We start from the raw sequence: 15,954 nt of genomic DNA, 5'->3' as shown, positions 1-15,954 counted from the left end.
TGCCCCGCCGCACCGTGCTGCGGCGGGGAGGGGACGGCGGGCGATCCGCCCACCGTCCCGCACCGGGGCCGGTTTCGCGGGGCGCCCGGTTACGCGCGGAGCCCCGACGCCTCGCGGGCCAGGGACTCCACGCGGTCCCAGTCCCGTGCGGCCAGCGCGTCGGGCGGGAGCATCCACGTACCGCCCACGCACCCCACGTTCCGCAGCGCGAGATACGAAGGCGCCGACGCGAGCGAGATGCCGCCCGTCGGGCAGAAGCGGGCCTGCGGCAGCGGGCCCGCGAGGGAGGTGAGGTACGGGGTGCCGCCGGAGGCCTCCGCGGGGAAGAACTTCATCTCGGTCACGCCGCGTTCCAGCAGCGCCACCACCTCCGACGCCGTCGAGACGCCCGGCAGGAACGGCACCCCGGACATCGCCATCGCGTCCAGCAGCGCATCGGTCCAGCCCGGGCTGACCAGGAACCCCGCGCCCGCCGCGGTCGCGTCGGCCACGCTCCGCGGTGAGATGACCGTGCCCGCGCCGACCACCGCGTCCGGAACCTCGTCCGCGATCGCGCGGATCGCGTCGAGCGCGGCCGGCGTGCGCAGGGTCACCTCGATCGCGGGCAGCCCGCCCGCGACGAGGGCGCGGGCGAGCGGTACGGCGTCGGCGGCGTCGTCGAGGACGACGACGGGCACCACGGGGGCGAGGTCGAGGACGGAGGTCATGCCCGCCATCCTGCCCAAGCGAACCGTCCTGTGCAATGAGCGTTGCGCAGGGCGCAACGGCTGGTCAGGCGGGCGTCGGACGTCCGGGCGGGAAGCTCGCTGGTTCCCGCAGGTGCCGGGGTGCGGAGCCCGGCCCGACGGCGTGCACGGCCGGACGTCGGACGTCCGGGCCGGGGAAGCTCGCCCGTCCCCGCAGTGGTGCCCGCCGTGGGCCGGGCGGGACTTGGCCCGGCTCACGGCCGGCCGGCGCCCGATGCGGAGCCCGGCCCGACCGCGTGCCCGGCCCGACGGCGGCCGGCCCCGACCGCGTGCACGGCCGGGCGGCGCGCCGGACGCCATGGCCGTCAGTGGATCTCGTTCACCAGCACATCGATCGACCACGCCTTCCCCGCCCTGCCCGGGGCCTCCGCCTCCACCACGTACCCGAGGTCCCGCAGCGCCTCCACCAGCTCCGCCGGAGTCCGCGGCGCCGCCCCCGCCTCCAGCAGGCTGCGCACGATCCGCCCCTTCGTCGCCTTGTTGAAGTGGCTGACGACCTTCCGGGTCGGCGCGTGCAGCACGCGCACGCTCGCCGTACGGTCCGCGACCTCGCCCTTCGGCCGCCACGCCGCCGCGTACGCGGAGGACCGCAGGTCCAGGACGAGCCCGTCCCCGGCCGCCTCGGGCAGCACGGACGCCATCGGCGCCCGCCAGAACGCGCCCAGCGCCCCGAGTCCCGGCAGCTTGACCCCCATCGAGCAGCGGTACGAGGGAATCCGGTCGTCGAGACCCACCGCCCCCCACAGCCCGGAGAACACCAGCAGCGACTTCCGGGCACGTCTGCGCGCGGCCGCGTCGAGCGTGGCGAGACCGAGGGCGTCGTACAGCACGCCCGTGTAGATCTCACCCGCCGGACGTGCCCCGGCGGTCCGCAACGTCGAGTTCTTCGCGATCTCGTCGCGCAACCCCTCGCTCAGCCCGAGCACCTCACGGGCCTTCTCCTCGTCCCCCAGGCACACCTCGACGAGCCCGTCGAGCACCTCGGCGCGCGCCCCGGCCAGACCGGGCAGCGACAGGGATTCCGGCTTGAGCGGTGCCCCGCGTCCGGAAGCGGCCTTGCCCTCCGACGGCGGCAACAGCACGAGCACGGCGGTTCTCCTCTGCGTACGTACGGAAAGGGGGTGCGGCCCCCGCGCCAGGGTAGTCGGCCGCCGCCCGCGCGAGGGCTCCGCCCGGTCGCCGCCCCGTCGCGGCCGACCTACGCTCGGCACATGCCCCGCCGTCATCTCCATGTGACCTGCGCCGCCGAGGCTCCTCTGCTCGCCGCGCTGCGTGCGCTGCGTACGACCCTCGGCGTACCGGAGGACTTTCCGGCCGCGGTGCTCGCGGAGGCGGACCGTGCGGCGCGGGAGCCGCGGCTTCCGGAGCGGGACGCCACCGACATCCCGTTCTTCACGATCGATCCGCCGATGTCCACCGACCTGGACCAGGCGATGCATCTGGAGCGGCGTGCGGGCGGCGGATTCCGGGTGCACTACGCGATCGCCGACGTCGCCGCGTTCGTGACACCGGGCGGCGCGCTCGACGCCGAGGCGCATCGCCGGGCGCTGACGCTGTACTTCCCGGACGAGAAGGTCCCGTTGCACCCGCCGCTGCTGTCCGAGGACGCGGCCAGTCTGCTGCCCGACCAGCCGCGCCCCGCGCTGCTGTGGACCGTCGACCTCGACGCCGACGGCCGGGCCGTCACCACCGACGTACGGCGGGCCCTGGTGCGCAGCCGGGCCAAGCTGGACTACGCCGGTGTGCAGGCGGCCATCGACTCCGGCACCGCGGAGGAGCCGATGGCCCTGCTGAAGGACATCGGACTGCTGCGCGAGCGGCTGGAGATCGAGCGCGGCGGGATCTCCCTGAACGTTCCCGAGCAGGAGATCCTCCAGGAGGACCACGGGTACACGCTCGAGTTCCGCGCACCGCATCCGGTGGACGCCTGGAACGCCCAGATCTCGCTCCTGACGGGCATGGCCGCGGCCGATCTGATGACCGCGTCCGGCACCGGCATCCTGCGGACCCTGCCGACCGCGCCGGGCGGCGCCGTCGCCCGGCTGCGCCGTACCGCGAAGGCGCTGCACATCGACTGGCCGCACCATGTCTCGTACGCGGAGGTCGTCCGCTCGCTCGACCCCACGAACCACCGCCACGCCGCCTTCTTGCAGGAGTGTACGACGCTGCTGCGCGGCGCCGGCTACAGCGCGTTCAGCGGCGGCCGGCTCCCCGACCCGGCGGTCCACGCGGCCGTCGCCGACACGTACACGCACTGCACCGCCCCGCTGCGGCGGCTCGTCGACCGGTACACGGGTGAGCTGTGCGTGGCGGCGGTCGCCGGACAGGAGCCGCCCGAGTGGGTACGGGAGGCCATGGACACGCTGCCGAAGGAGATGGCCGACGGTTCGCGCCGCGCGAACACCGTGGAGCGCGAGTGCGTCAACACCGTCGAGGCGGCCCTGCTCGCGGGGCGGATCGGCGACACGTTCGACGGGTTCGTGGTCGATGTGAAGGACCACGAACCGGACGTCGGCACCGTGCAGTTGCAGGACCCGGCGGTCGTCGCGCCCGTCGACGGCGGCGGTGCGGAGCTCCCGCTCGGGGAGGAGCTGCTGGTGCGGCTCACACAGGCCGACCCGGCGGCGGCGAAAGTGCGCTTCGCGCCTGCGTGAGCGACTTCAGCAGGGCGCGGGAGTCGTCGGCGTGGAGGCGCACGGTGCTCACCTCGCGCCGCTTGCCCAGCAGCCCCACCGCCGTGACGGGCTCCGACAGCCGCAGGGTGAGCGACGTCTGCGCGCCGACGGGCACGTTCAGGACGTCGTCCTCCTTCTTGTCGTGCGTGAACAGCAGCTCGTACGAGGCGGAGTCGATCCGCTCCAGCGGGATGCGGACGTCGACGTGCCCGGCCTGGCGCAGCCGCAGAACGTCCGCGGACAGGACGTGCGGGCGGGTGACCGAGGCCGCGTGCAGCCCGATGATGAAGACGACGGTGTACACGTCGAGGACGAGGACGACCGCGTGCACGACCGGCCAGTCGCTCAGCAGGTAGGACATGCCGATCGTCTCCACGACGCACACGAAGGCGAAGCCGAAGATCATCGCGGCCTGGTCGCGGGCGTGCCCGAACGCCTGGTCGCCGTCGCCGACACCGTGACGGCGCCGCGCCACCCACAGGACGACGCTCCACATCAGCTTCAGCTCGTGGCCGATGAGCCGCAGCACCGACTCGGGCACCAGCTCGCGCACGGCCGACCGGTTGCTGTGGCCCTGCCGACGCAGCCGTACGAACACGGCGGCCTCGGCGAGGACCAGGAGCAGCATGGCCGCCTCGGTGGCGGTGACGGCGGCAGCGGGCGGCCGTACGCCCGCCAGCAGACAGACCACCAGCGCCAGTTCGGCCGGTATCACGGTGTAGGCGACGCCTCTGAGGGCCTTGATCAGCCGCTTCACCGGGCACGCTCGGCGACGATGCGCAGCGCGCGGCGAACGGCGGCGGCCTGGGCGGGGGAGAAGTCGGCGAAGAAGGCGTCCTGGAAGGGGCCTTCGGGCAGCGTCCCGTCGGCGCCGAGTCCCTCGGCGACCGCGTCGGGAACGGAGTCGGCCAGTGCCCGCGCCGCCTCCTCGACCCTCGGGTCGTCCGTGCCGGTGTCCTCGTCCGCGAGGGCGTCGAGCAGCTCGTACACCTCGTAGGCGCGTTCCGCGGCGCCCGGCGCCTCGGTCATCCGCCGCATCGCTTCGAGCAGCCGGTCGCGCTCGGCGTCGGGCGCGACCGTGTCCAGCAGGGCGAGCAGTTCCCGGTCCTTCGCGGCCATGGCGGACTCGGGACGCCCGGCGGGCGCCTCGGCCAGGTTCCCGAACAGCGCCGCCAGCTCCGGCGACACGGGCCCCTCGGCCGTCAGCCGCCCGGCCCGCGCCTGTTCCAGCAGTGCCCCGAGCCGCCGGCGCCGCTCGGCGATCTGCTCCTGCTGCCGGCCCAGATCCTCGTCCAGCTCCTCCAAAACCTCGGCGAGCTCCCTTCCGGCGTCGTCCGCGAGCACGTCCCGGACCTCGTCGAGTCCGAGCCCCAGCTCCGTGAGCCGCCGGATCCGCGCGAGCAGCACGGCGTCCCGCACCGAGTAGTCCCGGTAGCCGTTGGCCCGCCGGGTGGGCTCGGGCAGCAGGCCCTGATGGTGGTAGTGCCGCACGGCCCGCGGGGTGACCCCGACGAGAGCGGCGATCTCTCCGATCCGCATGGCCTCAGTAGAAACCCTGACGCTGCGGCAAGGTCAAGCGCGGGCTGATGCGCCGCGGCATATGCCATGCCACACGGTGAGGGGAAGCGCCCTCGCTTTCATGATCGTGTGCCACGATCGAGGGAAGGTTCCCCGACCCCAAGGACGGCCGGTGCAGTGATGTCCGAGTCTGGCGAGCGACCGAGGAAGGAGCGCGACATGAGCGCCATGCCGCACGAGCCGCTCACGCAGGCGGACGTCCTGCTGGAGGGCTTCCTGGCGCTGGGCACGCCAGAGGGCTTCCGCGCGGAGTTGATCGAGGGGGAGATCGTTGTGACGCCGCCGCCGGACGGGGACCACGAGGACTACATCAGCCGGATCGTGAAGCAGGTGATCAGGCAATCGCGTACCGAGATGGACTTCTCCGGAAACAAAGGCTTGAAGCTCGTCGGCTCGCCCGGCTCCTCGCGGAATCACGTGATCCCCGACATCACCTTCGCGCCGGCGGATCTGTCCTTGTTCCGTGGAGCCGACTCGTGGATGCCCTGTGACGGAGTGGCCATGGTCGTGGAGGTGACCTCGACTCGGGCGCAGGTCGACCGCGAGTCCAAGCGCTGCTCCTATGCGCGCGGAGGAATCCCTCTCTACCTGCTCATCGACCGGGGCGCGTCGGCGCTCACCCTCTTCAGTGAGGCAGAGGGCAGCGACTACCTGCAGCGGCGGACGATCCACTTCGGCAAGGTCCTTCCGTTGCCCGAGCCGTTCGCCTTCGAGCTGGACACCGCGGCCTTCGAGTGAGGGGCGTCGGCCGCTCGCCCGCTCCGGGTAGCATGTGACCACGGCAGACGAGCCGGGCGGACGGCCGCGTGAGGTCCCTTCGGGGTGCCTCCCGAGGAACGTCCGGGCTCCACAGGGCAGGGTGGTGGGTAACGCCCACCCGGGGTGACCCGCGGGACAGTGCCACAGAAAGCAGACCGCCGGGGACCTCGGTCCCCGGTAAGGGTGAAACGGTGGTGTAAGAGACCACCAGCGCCTGAGGTGACTCAGGCGGCTCGGTAAACCCCACCCGGAGCAAGGTCAAGAGGGAGCGTCCTCGGACGCTCCTGCGCGGACGATCGAGGGCTGCCCGCCCGAGTCCGCGGGTAGACCGCACGAGGCCGGTGGCAACACCGGCCCTAGATGGATGGCCGTCTCCCCGGCGACCGCGAGGTCACCGGGCGACAGAACCCGGCGTACAGCCCGACTCGTCTGCCGCCACTTGCGGCTTTGCCTTGGAAGGGCCTCCGACTTTCAGCGGAGGCCCTTCCTGGTCTTTCAGGGAGACGTGTCCCGAAGACCAGGTTCACGGGGCGGGATTCAACGACCCGACGGCGGCGCAGCAATGCGTCGGTGAGGAAACGGCACACGGTGCCCACGTACATGAAGTCCCGCGTCCGAGTGCCGTCACCGTGCGCGACGGCAGCAGCGCGGCCGTTGGCGCCACAGCAGGCGGACGAACTCGGCCGACGAATCGGAAACGAGGGGCTCGCGGCAGGTCAGCCCAGTGTCTTGTCCAGGTTGAACGCCGCGCTGATCAGCGACAGATGGGTGAAGGCCTGGGGGAAGTTGCCGTTCTGTTCGCCGGTGTGGCCGATCTCCTCGGCGTACAGGCCCAGGTGGTTGGCGTAGGTGAGCATCTTCTCGAAGGCCAGCCGGGCCTCGTCCGGCCGGCCGGCGCGGGCGAGGGCCTCGACGTACCAGAAGGAGCAGATGGAGAACGTGCCCTCCTCGCCCCGCAGCCCGTCCGGGCTGGCCTGGGGGTCGTAGCGGTACACCAGGGAGTCCGAGACCAGCTCGTCGCCCAGCGCGTCGAGCGTGGAGAGCCACTTGGGGTCGGTCGGCGAGATGAACTTGGCCAGCGGCATCATCAGGACGGCGGCGTCGAGGACGCTGTCGTCCTGGTGCTGGACGAAGGCCATGCGCTCGGGCGACCAGCCGCGCTGCATGATCTGCCGGTAGATCGCGTCCCGTACGGCGCCCCAGCGGACCATGTCGGCGGGCAGCCCCCGGCGCCGGGCGATCCGCATGGCGCGCTCGATCGCGACCCAGCACATCAGCCGCGAGTAGAGGAAGTTCTTGCGTCCCCCGCGCGTCTCCCAGATGCCCTCGTCGGGCTGGTCCCAGTTCCCGCACACCCACTCGACGAGGCCGCAGACGTTGTCCCACTGTTCGCTGGAGATCGGCTCCCCCCACTTGTCGTAGAGGTAGATCGAGTCGATGAGCGCGCCGTAGATGTCCAACTGGAGCTGGCCGACGGCGTTGTTGCCGACGCGTACGGGCGCGGAGCCCAGATAGCCCTCCATCTCGTGCAGTTCGCGTTCCGGGAGCTCACGGCGGCCGTCGATGCCGTACATGATCTGCAGCGGTTCGGCGCCGTCGCACGAGATGCAGACGTGCTCGGTGAGGAACTGCATGAAGGCCTTGGCCTCGTCGGTGAAGCCGAGCCGGAGCAGGGCGTAGACGCAGAAGGCCGCGTCGCGGATCCAGACGTAGCGGTAGTCCCAGTTGCGCTCGCCGCCGATCTGCTCGGGCAGGCTCGTCGTCGGCGCCGCCACGATGGCGCCGGTAGGTACGTACGTGAGCAGCTTGAGCGTCAGCGCGGAGCGGTGCACCATCTCGCGCCAGCGTCCGCGGTAGCGCGACTTGGACAGCCAGCGCCGCCAGTAGCGGACCGTGGCCTCGAACAGGTCCTCCGCCATGGCGAGGGGGCAGGCCTGCGGCAGCAGTTCGCCGCCGACCCGGTCGAGCGCGAAGACCGCGGTCTCCCCCTCGTGCAGCTTGAACAGCGACCACACGTCCCGGCCGTCGCTCTCGACCGGCACGCTGGAGGTCAGCGAGAGGGTGAGCGGGGACGAGTCGAAGACCGTGTAGCCGTTCTCGGTGCGCACGGTGTGGGGCTGGGACCCGTAGTCGAAGCGTGGCGCGATACGCGCGTGGAACGGCAGGGATCCGCGGACGCAGACCACCCGGCGGATCAGCCGGTGCCGGTCGGCCTCGCGCGAGTCGTCGGTGATCGGCATGAAGTCCTGGATCTCGCCGACCCCGTCGTCCGCGAAGAACCGGGTGATGAGCACGTTGGTGTCGGGGAAGTAGAACTGCTTCGTCCGCGTCGGCATGTCCGGGGCCAGCTCGAAGGAGCCACCCTTCTCGGCGTCGAGGATCGAGGCGAAGACGCTGGGTGCGTCGAAGCGGGGGCAGCAGTACCAGTCGATCGTGCCGTTCGTCCCGACCAGGGCGGCGCTGCGCAGATCGCCGATCAGCCCGTGCTCGGAGATCGGCAGATAGCGGGGGGTGCCGGTGCCCGCGGGGCCGCGCGCCGCACGGGGGTCCTCATGGGTCGCGGTGTCGTCCTCGGCGGTCACAGCCTCTGTGGCAGTCACGGTCGGTCCTCTCTCCACCCACCGGCAGTCGCTCCCTGCCCCCGCAATTCATACTAAGTCGGTCAGGCTCCTGGGCATCCCGGGCCCGGTCAGGCTCCTGGGCATCCCGGGCCCGGTCCGGCTCCAGGGCATCCCGGGCGATGTCACCGCCCGTGTGTGAGCGGTGACATCGCGGGAGTGGTGACGGGCCCCGGCGGGGACGGGCCCGGCCAGGCCCCGGCGGGACCGGGCGGGCGGTGGAGTGCCCCAGCCGTCAGAAGACGAACGGGCCGGGGTTCTGCGGCGAGGTCGCGTTGCAGGTCGCCGTGATGCCGAAGACCACGACCGTGAGGGACGTCGCCTCCAGGCTGTCGCCCGTGGCGACGGTGCCGTTCAGCGGCCCGGTGGAGACGGCGCCGCCGGCCGGGATCTCCGGGTTGGCGTTGCCGGTGAACGTCGTCGTGCCGGAGCCGTTCTTGGTCAGCGTGAGGGTCGACTTCACCGAGTTCGCCGAGATGGTGAACGGCGACGTGATGGCGGAGGTGGAGAGGCTGATCGTCGCGGCCGTGCCGTCCTGGGTGGCCGTGAGCGTGGCTTCGCCGGAGCCGAAGGAGCCGCAGTCGAACGACAGGGTCGCCGTCGTCGGGTCGACCGCGTGGGCCGCGGGGGCCATGGCGAGCGTGCCGGCGGCCGTCGCGGCCAAGAGGGCCGTGCCGATGCCGAGTGTGCGGTGCTTCATGGGGGTGCCGCCTTCGTGTGTGGGGGTGCACGGGATGGCGTCGCCGGGCTGCGGCCACCGAAGACTGGTGGGGCAGCCGGGTGACGGTTGTCATTGGGGCAGGGGGTCCCCGAGAAAGCAAGGCCGTGTGCCGTGATTGTTGGCATGTAACGGTCACTTCCGGCCGCCAGGTACGGGCGGTGGGTGGCGCCGGGTGACGCGCCGCGGGTGGGCCAAAGTCCGCGGGACGGACAGCGCGTTGGTGTACGGGTGAGGTACGCAGTCGAGTGTCGCGTGCGGCACACCCCGTACCCGGAGGCCCTCATGACCATCCGCCCCGACCAGCTCAACGACCCCGCCGTGCGCGCCTTCGTCAAGGCCCTCAACTCCGGTGACCGTGACGCCTTCCTGGCGGTCCTCACACCGGACGCGACCATGTCCGACGACGGCTCGGACCGGGATCTCGTCGCCTGGACCGACAAGGAGATCTTCTCCTCGCGCGGTCACATGGAGGTCGAGTCGCAGTCGGCCGACGGGCGCGACCTCGTGGCCCGCTACCGCAACGAGACGTGGGGCGAGATGCGGACGAAGTGGAAGTTCACCGTCCAGGGCGAGAAGATCGCGCGCTTCGACACCGGCCAGGCGTGACCCGTCGCCTTGGGGGAACCGGGTGCCGGCGCCGTTCGGCATCTCAACTCGCCTGTATCGAAGTGTGGTTGGCTGATTGCGGTATGCCTGAGCTGTCGTCGGTAGCGTGATGCACGCGGGCGTTCCGCCGCCCGCGTCGTCGCCGTCACGGGCAGTGCCGGCAAGACCTCCGGCCACTGCGGGATCAGCCGATGCGCGTACCGGCCCCGCTCACGTGGACCCGGGGGTCGCCCGCGTACAGCGTCACCGTGAGCTCGCCGGGACGGCCGAGGTCCTCCCCCTGGTGGAGGGTGACGACGGCGTCCTCGGGGGCGAGGCCCAGCTCGCGCAGGTACGCCCCGAACGCGGCGGCCGCGGCGCCGGTCGCCGGGTCCTCCACGACCCCGCCGACGGGGAACGGGTCGCGGACGTGGAAGACCGTGGGCGACTCCCGCCACACCAGTTGCACGGTGGTGAGGTCCAGCCGGTGCATCAGCGCTTCGAGGCGGGCGAAGTCGTACGAGAGGTCCGCGAGGCGTGCGCGGGTCGCCGCGGCGAGCACGAGGTGACGGGCGCCGGCGAAGGCGACCCGGGGCGGGAACGCCGGGTCCAGATCCCCCGGGCTCGCCCAGTCGAGCGCGGCGAGCGCCTCGGCGAGATCGTCGGCGCCGATGTCCTCGACCCGCGGTTCGACACTCGAGAGCGTGGCCCGGTACGTGCCGGCCTCCTCGGCCACCTCCACCGGCACCCGGCCGGCGCGCGTCATGAACTCCAGCCTCCCGGGCCCGGTCCGCTCCGCGAGCGCGACGGCACTGGCGACGGTGGCGTGCCCGCAGAACGGCACCTCGGCCCTCGGGCTGAAGTAGCGGATGCGGTAGGTCCGCTCGTTCTCCGCGGTCAGGAACGCGGATTCCGAGTACCCCAGCTCGGCGGCGATGGCCAGCATGCCGGCGTCGTCCAGGGCGGAGGCGTCGAGAACGACGCCGGCGGGGTTGCCGCCCGAGGGATCCGTGGAGAACGCGGTGTATCGCAGTACGTCGACCCGTGGCGCGTCATTCGTCATGCCCGCCCCAACGCCCCACCGTCGCGACGTGTTCCCAGGCCACCCAGGCCACCCAGGCCACCCGGGCCACCCCCGCCACCCGGTCGCCCGGATCGCTCGGTCGCTTCCCGGAGGCGCGTCAGCCGCGGCCGATGAACGGCATCGTCGTGGCCATCACCGTCGCGAACTGGACGTTCGCCTCCAGTGGCAGGTCCGCCATCTGGACCACGACCCGGGCCACGTCCGCCGCGTCCATCAACGGCTCGGCCGCGAGCCGGCCGTCGGCCTGGAGGACGCCCGTCTGCATACGGGCCGTCATCTCGGTGGCCGCGTTGCCGATGTCGATCTGGCCGCACGCGATGCGGTACGGGCGGCCGTCCAGGGAGAGGGACTTGGTCAGGCCGGTCATGGCGTGCTTCGTCGCCGTGTAGGCCACGGAGTCGGGGCGCGGTGCGTGCGCGGAGACGGAGCCGTTGTTGATGATGCGCCCGCCCTGCGGGGACTGGGCCTTCATCAGCCGGAACGCCGCCTGGGCACACAGGAACGACCCCGTCAGGTTGACGTCCACGACGTGGCGCCACGCCTCGGGGCTGAGGTCCTCCAGCGCCACCCCGCCCGGCCCGAACGTGCCCGCGTTGTTGAAGAGCAGGTCCACGCGCCCGTAGCGCTCGCGCACCGCCGAGAAGAGGGCCGTGACCTCGTCCGGGGACGTGACGTCGGTGGGGACGGGCAGCATGTCCGCCGTGCCGCCCGCGAGCGACGCCGTCGCCTGGAGCGCCTCGGCCCGCCGGCCGGCCAGCGCCACCGACCAGCCGGCGTCCGCGAGCGCCAGCGCGACGCTCCGGCCGATCCCCGAACCCGCGCCCGTCACCACCGCACTTCTGCGTTCTGCGTCCATGGCGCCGCAGCGTACGGCAGAGCCCCGTACCCGGTTCTCATCCGTCCGACACGCGGATGTTGTGTACCCGACAACCAGACGACGTCGCCTCCCACTCCAATGCGAACTGACAACAGCTGTCAGGGGAGGGGCACATGACACCCGCACAGGTATCCGCACAGGCGTCCGCACAGGTTTCGCCACAGGTTTCGGCACCGGCACCCGCCCACCGGCACCCCGACGAGTTCCGCGCCGCCGCCCGGCATCTGGGCCGCCGCCGGTTCCTCACCGTCACCGGTGCCGCCGCCGCGCTCGCGTTCGCCGTGAACCTGCCGGCCGCCGGTACCGCGGCCGCCGCCGAACTCGACGCCAGGAAGATCACCGAGGACCCGTTCACCCTCGGCGTCGCGTCCGGCGACCCGCTGCCCGGCTCCGTACTGCTCTGGACCCGCCTGGCGACCCGTCCGTACGAGCCCGGCAGCGGCCTGCCCAGGGCGCGCGTCCAGGTCGCGTGGGAACTCGCCCACGACGACCGCTTCACCCGCATCGCCAGACGCGGACGGGCCACCGCCCACCCCGAGTTCGACCACAGCGTGCACGTCGAGGTCGCCGGACTCGACGCCGACCGCGTCTACTACTACCGCTTCCGCGCCGGCACCTGGACCAGCCCCACCGGCCGCACCCGCACCGCTCCCAGGGCGGGCGCCCGGATCTCCGAGCTGAAGCTCGCCGCCGTCTCCTGCCAGGCGTACCACGACGGGTACTTCACCGCGTACAAGCACCTCGCCGACGAGGACCTCGACATCGTTTTCCACCTCGGCGACTACCTCTACGAGTACGCCGTCAACGCCGTCGGCGGCGCCCGCAACCACACCGACCGCCGGCTGCCCGCCCACTTCAACCGCGAGACCATCACCCTCGAGGACTACCGGCTGCGCTACGGCCTCTACCGCAGCGACGAGGACCTGCGGGCCGCGCACGCCGCGCACCCCTTCGTCGTCACCTGGGACGACCACGAGACCGAGAACAACTACGCCGACGAGACGCCCGAGAACGACGTCCCGCCGGAGGAGTTCCTGCTGCGCCGCGCCGCCGCCTACCGGGCCTACTGGGAGAACCAGCCGCTGCGCAGGCCCCAGCAGCCCGAAGGGCCGGACATGCGGCTCTACCGCCGGCTGACGTTCGGGCGGCTCGCCCAGTTCGACGTACTCGACACCCGCCAGTACCGCTCGAACCAGGCGTACGGCGACGGCTGGCAGGTCCCCGGCCCCGAGTCCGAGGACCCGGCCCGCACCATCACCGGCGCGACGCAGGAGCGGTGGCTGCTCGACGGCTGGCAGGCGTCGAACGCCCTGTGGAACGTCGTTCCCCAGCAGGTCACCTTCGCCCAGCGGCGCGACGTCCCGAGCGCCGCCTACAAGCTCTCCATGGACGCCTGGGACGGCTACCCCGCCTCCCGCGAACGGATCCTCGACGGAGCCGAGGCCGCGGGCGTCGACAACCTCGTCGTCCTCACCGGCGACGTCCACGTCGGCTACGCCTTCGACCTGAAGAAGGACTTCGACGACCCGGCGTCCCGGACCGTCGGCACCGAATTCGTCGCCACCTCGATCAGCAGCGGCAAGGACGGCGCCGACAAGCCCGCCAACTGGGACAACCTCACCCAGGCCAACCCGCACATGAAGTTCTACAACGGCCGCCGCGGCTATGTGACGGTCACGCTCACCACCGGGCAGGCCCGCGCCGACTTCCGGACGGTCGCCGCGGTGACGACGCCGGGCGCGCCCGTCACCACGGCCGCGTCCTTCGTGACGGAGGCCGGCAACCCGGGCCTCACGCCGGCGTAGCGGCGGCCCGCGCCAGTTCCTGTGGATAGCGGACGCCGATGCGGTCCCGTACCGCGTCGAGCGTCCGCATCACCGCCAGCGAACCGTCCAGCGGCACCAGCGGCGACTCGGTCTCGCCCGCCCGCAGGCACCGCATCACCTCCGCCGCCTCGTACCGCAGCGACTGCCGGTCGTTGCCGGGCGCGTACTCCTCCGGGTCGCGGCCGTCCCGGTGCAGCACGAACCGCTCCGGGAAGAAGAAGCCGCGCGGCAGCTCGATCCGGCCCGCCGACCCCGTCACCGCAGCCGTCATCGGAGTGTCCGCGACGACCGAGCAGGACAGCAGCGCCGACGCCCCCGGGTCCGACCAGCCCAGCAGCATCCCCGTGTTCAGGTCGACACCCTCGTCGGAGAGCAGCGCATGCGCCTGTACGTGATCGGGCTCACCCAGCAGCAGCTGCGCGAACGACACCGGGTACACCCCGAGATCGAGCAGCGCCCCGCCGCCGAGCTCCGGGTCCCGCAGCCGGTGGTCCGCAGTGAACGGACCGGCGAGCCCGAAGTCCGCCTGCACCGTGCGGACCTCGCCGATCGCACCGTCGCGCACCAGCTCCGCCAGCCGCCTGACCACCGGATTGCAGTACATCCACATGGCCTCCATCAGGAACAGGCCACGCGAGCGGGCGAGCGCCACCAGCTCCGCCGCCTCGGCGGTGTTCAGCGTGAACGCCTTCTCGCACAGCACCGCCTTTCCCGCCTCCAGGCACAGCCCGGCGGCCGCGCGGTGCGCCGAGTGCGGCGTCGCGACGTACACGACGTCCACGTCCTCGTCGGCGGCGAGCATGTCCCAGTCGCCGTACGCCTTCGGTATGCCGAACCGCTCGGCGAAGGCCCGCGCCGACGCCTCCGTACGGGACGCCACCGCGACGACCTCCGCGTCCGGCATCGTCTTCAGGGCCGCCGTGAACGAGGCCGCGATCCCTCCGGTCGCCAGCACACCCCACCGCACCGTGTCAGCCATGTCCCACCTCGAAAAGGTCTCGACCACTCCGGACGAGCTGAGAGCATAGGGGGCGGCGACGTCCAGAACAGGAGCAGTTGATGCCGGAGAGCGGCCCGACCCGTACGCAAGGACACATACCGACCGTCGACGCGGCCCCGACCCCGGCCCCGATGCAGACCGCGGCCCCGGACCCCATGCAGGCCCCGGACCCGATGCAGACCCCGACCGTGGACCCGGTGCAGACCCCGGCCCCGGCTCTGGCATCCGGCGTCGCCGCGCGCCGCGCCGGCCTCCTCGTCACCCTCGTGCTCGGCGGGCTCACCGCCCTGCCGCCGCTGTCCATGGACATGTACCTCCCGGCCCTGCCGGAGGTCACCGGAGCACTCCACGCGCCCGCCGCGACGATCCAGCTCACCCTCACCGCCTGCCTCGCCGGCATGGCTTTCGGGCAGCTCGTCGTCGGCCCCATGAGCGACAAATGGGGCCGCCGCCGGCCGCTGCTCGTCGGCATGGTCGTGTACGTCGTGGCCACCGCGGCCTGCGCCCTCGCGACGGGCGCCGAGATGCTCATCGCGTTCCGGCTGCTCCAGGGCCTGGCCGGAGCCGCCGGGATCGTCATCGCCCGCGCCGTCGTCCGTGACCTCTACGACGGCATCGAGATGGCGCGCTTCTTCTCCACCCTGATGCTGATCTCCGGGGTGGCCCCGATCGTCGGGCCGCTCCTCGGTGCCCAGATCCTCCGCGTCACGGACTGGCGCGGCGTCTTCCACGTCCTCACCGTCATCGGCGTACTGCTCACCCTCGTCGTCGCGAAGTGGCTGCACGAGACACTGCCGCGCGAACGGCGGCACAGCGGCGGCGTCGTCGAGGCTCTGCACACCATGCGCGGGCTGCTCACCGACCGGGTCTTCACCGGCTACGTACTGGCGGGCGGTCTCGCCTTCGCCGCGCTCTTCGCCTACATCTCGGCCTCGCCGTTCGTCGTCCAGGAGATCTACGGCGCCTCGCCGCAGACCTTCAGCCTGCTCTTCGGGCTCAACTCGATCGGCCTGGTCGCGGTCGGCCAGATCAACGGCAAGCTGCTGGTGGGCCGGGTGAGCCTCGACAAGGCCCTCGGCTTCGGGCTCGTCACGATCGCGCTCGCGGCGCTCGCCCTGCTGCTGATGACGACGGGCGTCTTCGGCGAGGTCGGACTCGCTCCCGTGGCGGCGGGCCTGTTCGTGCTGATGTCCGCGATGGGTCTCGCGATGCCGAACACGAACGCCCAGGCCCTGATGCGCGCCCCGCACGCCGCGGGTTCGGCGTCCGCCCTGCTCGGCACGTCCTCGTTCCTCGTCGGCGCGATCGCCTCGCCGCTCGTCGGGATCGCGGGCGAGGCCACGGCCGTACCGATGGCCGTGGTCCAGCTGGTGTGCGCGCTGGGCGCGGTGGCCTGCTTCCTCGGCCTGTGCCGGCCGTGGCGCGCACCGAGCGCACAGATCACAAAGATCGCGCAGAGCACGCAGAGCTCATAGAAACCGGCTC

14 protein-coding genes and 1 other RNA gene are annotated in these 15,954 nt (G+C 72.1%); 6 read left to right on the top strand and 9 right to left on the bottom strand.

Going from position 1 to position 15,954, the window contains the following annotated elements; genetic code table 11:
• Window positions 1-89: 89 nt before the first annotated feature.
• Together eda and yaaA are read right to left on the bottom strand one after the other, a co-directional pair.
• Window positions 90-707, bottom strand: coding sequence for a bifunctional 4-hydroxy-2-oxoglutarate aldolase/2-dehydro-3-deoxy-phosphogluconate aldolase (eda, locus tag OG766_RS10050; protein ID WP_328725078.1), 618 nt, complete (start codon window positions 705-707; stop codon window positions 90-92).
• A 344-nt stretch (window positions 708-1,051) separates the two neighbouring features.
• Window positions 1,052-1,834: a peroxide stress protein YaaA gene (gene yaaA / locus OG766_RS10045; protein WP_328725076.1), complete on the bottom strand. Its 783-nt coding sequence runs from the start codon at window positions 1,832-1,834 to the stop codon at window positions 1,052-1,054.
• 123 nt (window positions 1,835-1,957) lie between these two features.
• On the opposite strand from yaaA, the gene OG766_RS10040 reads away from it, so the two are divergent.
• Window positions 1,958-3,400 carry an RNB domain-containing ribonuclease gene (locus tag OG766_RS10040; protein ID WP_328725075.1) on the top strand — a complete coding sequence of 481 codons (1,443 nt, stop codon included), beginning with the start codon at window positions 1,958-1,960 and terminating at the stop codon, window positions 3,398-3,400.
• Here OG766_RS10040 and OG766_RS10035 read toward each other — a convergent pair.
• Both OG766_RS10035 and OG766_RS10030 read right to left on the bottom strand, forming a co-directional pair.
• The gene (locus tag OG766_RS10035) at window positions 3,351-4,178 is read right to left on the bottom strand and encodes a hypothetical protein (RefSeq protein ID WP_328725074.1); all 828 of its coding nucleotides are present in this window, start codon (window positions 4,176-4,178) and stop codon (window positions 3,351-3,353) included. The two genes, OG766_RS10040 and OG766_RS10035, sit on opposite strands and share 50 nt — an antisense overlap.
• Entirely contained in the window at window positions 4,175-4,960 is a 786-nt protein-coding gene (locus OG766_RS10030) for a MerR family transcriptional regulator (protein WP_328725073.1), read from the bottom strand. Before OG766_RS10030 ends, OG766_RS10035 begins: the two co-directional genes overlap by 4 nt.
• A gap of 198 nt (window positions 4,961-5,158) precedes the next feature.
• On the opposite strand from OG766_RS10030, the gene OG766_RS10025 reads away from it, so the two are divergent.
• Window positions 5,159-5,737, top strand: coding sequence for a Uma2 family endonuclease (locus tag OG766_RS10025; protein WP_328725071.1), 579 nt, complete (start codon window positions 5,159-5,161; stop codon window positions 5,735-5,737).
• A 48-nt stretch (window positions 5,738-5,785) separates the two neighbouring features.
• An RNA gene (gene rnpB, locus OG766_RS10020) (RNase P RNA component class A) lies at window positions 5,786-6,190 on the top strand.
• A gap of 284 nt (window positions 6,191-6,474) precedes the next feature.
• On the opposite strand, the gene OG766_RS10015 is transcribed toward rnpB, so the two are convergent.
• Window positions 6,475-8,259, bottom strand: a complete 1,785-nt coding sequence (locus OG766_RS10015; protein ID WP_266378059.1) for a glycoside hydrolase family 15 protein — start codon at window positions 8,257-8,259, stop codon at window positions 6,475-6,477.
• Between the two features lie 352 nt (window positions 8,260-8,611).
• The gene (locus tag OG766_RS10010) at window positions 8,612-9,076 is read right to left on the bottom strand and encodes a hypothetical protein (RefSeq protein WP_266374575.1); all 465 of its coding nucleotides are present in this window, start codon (window positions 9,074-9,076) and stop codon (window positions 8,612-8,614) included.
• A 303-nt stretch (window positions 9,077-9,379) separates the two neighbouring features.
• On the opposite strand from OG766_RS10010, the gene OG766_RS10005 reads away from it, so the two are divergent.
• Window positions 9,380-9,703: a nuclear transport factor 2 family protein gene (locus OG766_RS10005; protein WP_266374576.1), complete on the top strand. Its 324-nt coding sequence runs from the start codon at window positions 9,380-9,382 to the stop codon at window positions 9,701-9,703.
• Between the two features lie 184 nt (window positions 9,704-9,887).
• On the opposite strand, the gene OG766_RS10000 is transcribed toward OG766_RS10005, so the two are convergent.
• Complete coding sequence (locus tag OG766_RS10000; RefSeq protein ID WP_328725069.1) at window positions 9,888-10,745, bottom strand: PhzF family phenazine biosynthesis isomerase; 858 nt, start codon at window positions 10,743-10,745, stop codon at window positions 9,888-9,890.
• A 118-nt stretch (window positions 10,746-10,863) separates the two neighbouring features.
• Window positions 10,864-11,622: an SDR family oxidoreductase gene (locus OG766_RS09995; protein ID WP_328725067.1), complete on the bottom strand. Its 759-nt coding sequence runs from the start codon at window positions 11,620-11,622 to the stop codon at window positions 10,864-10,866.
• A gap of 134 nt (window positions 11,623-11,756) precedes the next feature.
• Between OG766_RS09995 and OG766_RS09990 the strand changes: the two genes are divergently transcribed.
• Window positions 11,757-13,448, top strand: a complete 1,692-nt coding sequence (locus OG766_RS09990) for an alkaline phosphatase D family protein (RefSeq protein WP_328725066.1) — start codon at window positions 11,757-11,759, stop codon at window positions 13,446-13,448.
• On the opposite strand, the gene OG766_RS09985 is transcribed toward OG766_RS09990, so the two are convergent.
• Window positions 13,435-14,448, bottom strand: a complete 1,014-nt coding sequence (locus tag OG766_RS09985) for a Gfo/Idh/MocA family protein (RefSeq protein ID WP_328725065.1) — start codon at window positions 14,446-14,448, stop codon at window positions 13,435-13,437. The two genes, OG766_RS09990 and OG766_RS09985, sit on opposite strands and share 14 nt — an antisense overlap.
• 194 nt (window positions 14,449-14,642) lie before the next feature.
• Here OG766_RS09985 and OG766_RS09980 point away from each other — a divergent pair, with 194 nt between their 5' ends.
• Window positions 14,643-15,944, top strand: coding sequence for a multidrug effflux MFS transporter (locus OG766_RS09980; protein WP_423247171.1), 1,302 nt, complete (start codon window positions 14,643-14,645; stop codon window positions 15,942-15,944).
• The last annotated feature ends 10 nt before the right edge of the window (window positions 15,945-15,954 follow it).

Source organism: Streptomyces sp. NBC_00259 (genome assembly GCF_036181745.1).
GTDB classification, from domain to species: Bacteria; Actinomycetota; Actinomycetes; order Streptomycetales; family Streptomycetaceae; genus Streptomyces; species Streptomyces pratisoli.
The sequence above is the reverse complement of the archived record's forward strand: the minus strand, read 5'-3'. Positions and strand labels throughout refer to the sequence as shown.

Coding starts and splice junctions, on each gene's coding strand:
- OG766_RS10010 (WP_266374575.1), bottom strand. CDS start 9,076: ATGAAGCACCGCACACTCGGCATCGGCACGGCCCTCTTGGCCGCGACG.
- OG766_RS09985 (WP_328725065.1), bottom strand. CDS start 14,448: ATGGCTGACACGGTGCGGTGGGGTGTGCTGGCGACCGGAGGGATCGCG.
- OG766_RS10000 (WP_328725069.1), bottom strand. CDS start 10,745: ATGACGAATGACGCGCCACGGGTCGACGTACTGCGATACACCGCGTTC.
- OG766_RS10025 (WP_328725071.1), top strand. CDS start 5,159: ATGAGCGCCATGCCGCACGAGCCGCTCACGCAGGCGGACGTCCTGCTG.
- OG766_RS10030 (WP_328725073.1), bottom strand. CDS start 4,960: ATGCGGATCGGAGAGATCGCCGCTCTCGTCGGGGTCACCCCGCGGGCC.
- OG766_RS09980 (WP_423247171.1), top strand. CDS start 14,643: ATGCAGACCCCGACCGTGGACCCGGTGCAGACCCCGGCCCCGGCTCTG.
- OG766_RS10005 (WP_266374576.1), top strand. CDS start 9,380: ATGACCATCCGCCCCGACCAGCTCAACGACCCCGCCGTGCGCGCCTTC.
- OG766_RS10040 (WP_328725075.1), top strand. CDS start 1,958: ATGCCCCGCCGTCATCTCCATGTGACCTGCGCCGCCGAGGCTCCTCTG.
- OG766_RS09995 (WP_328725067.1), bottom strand. CDS start 11,622: ATGGACGCAGAACGCAGAAGTGCGGTGGTGACGGGCGCGGGTTCGGGG.
- OG766_RS09990 (WP_328725066.1), top strand. CDS start 11,757: ATGACACCCGCACAGGTATCCGCACAGGCGTCCGCACAGGTTTCGCCA.
- eda (WP_328725078.1), bottom strand. CDS start 707: ATGACCTCCGTCCTCGACCTCGCCCCCGTGGTGCCCGTCGTCGTCCTC.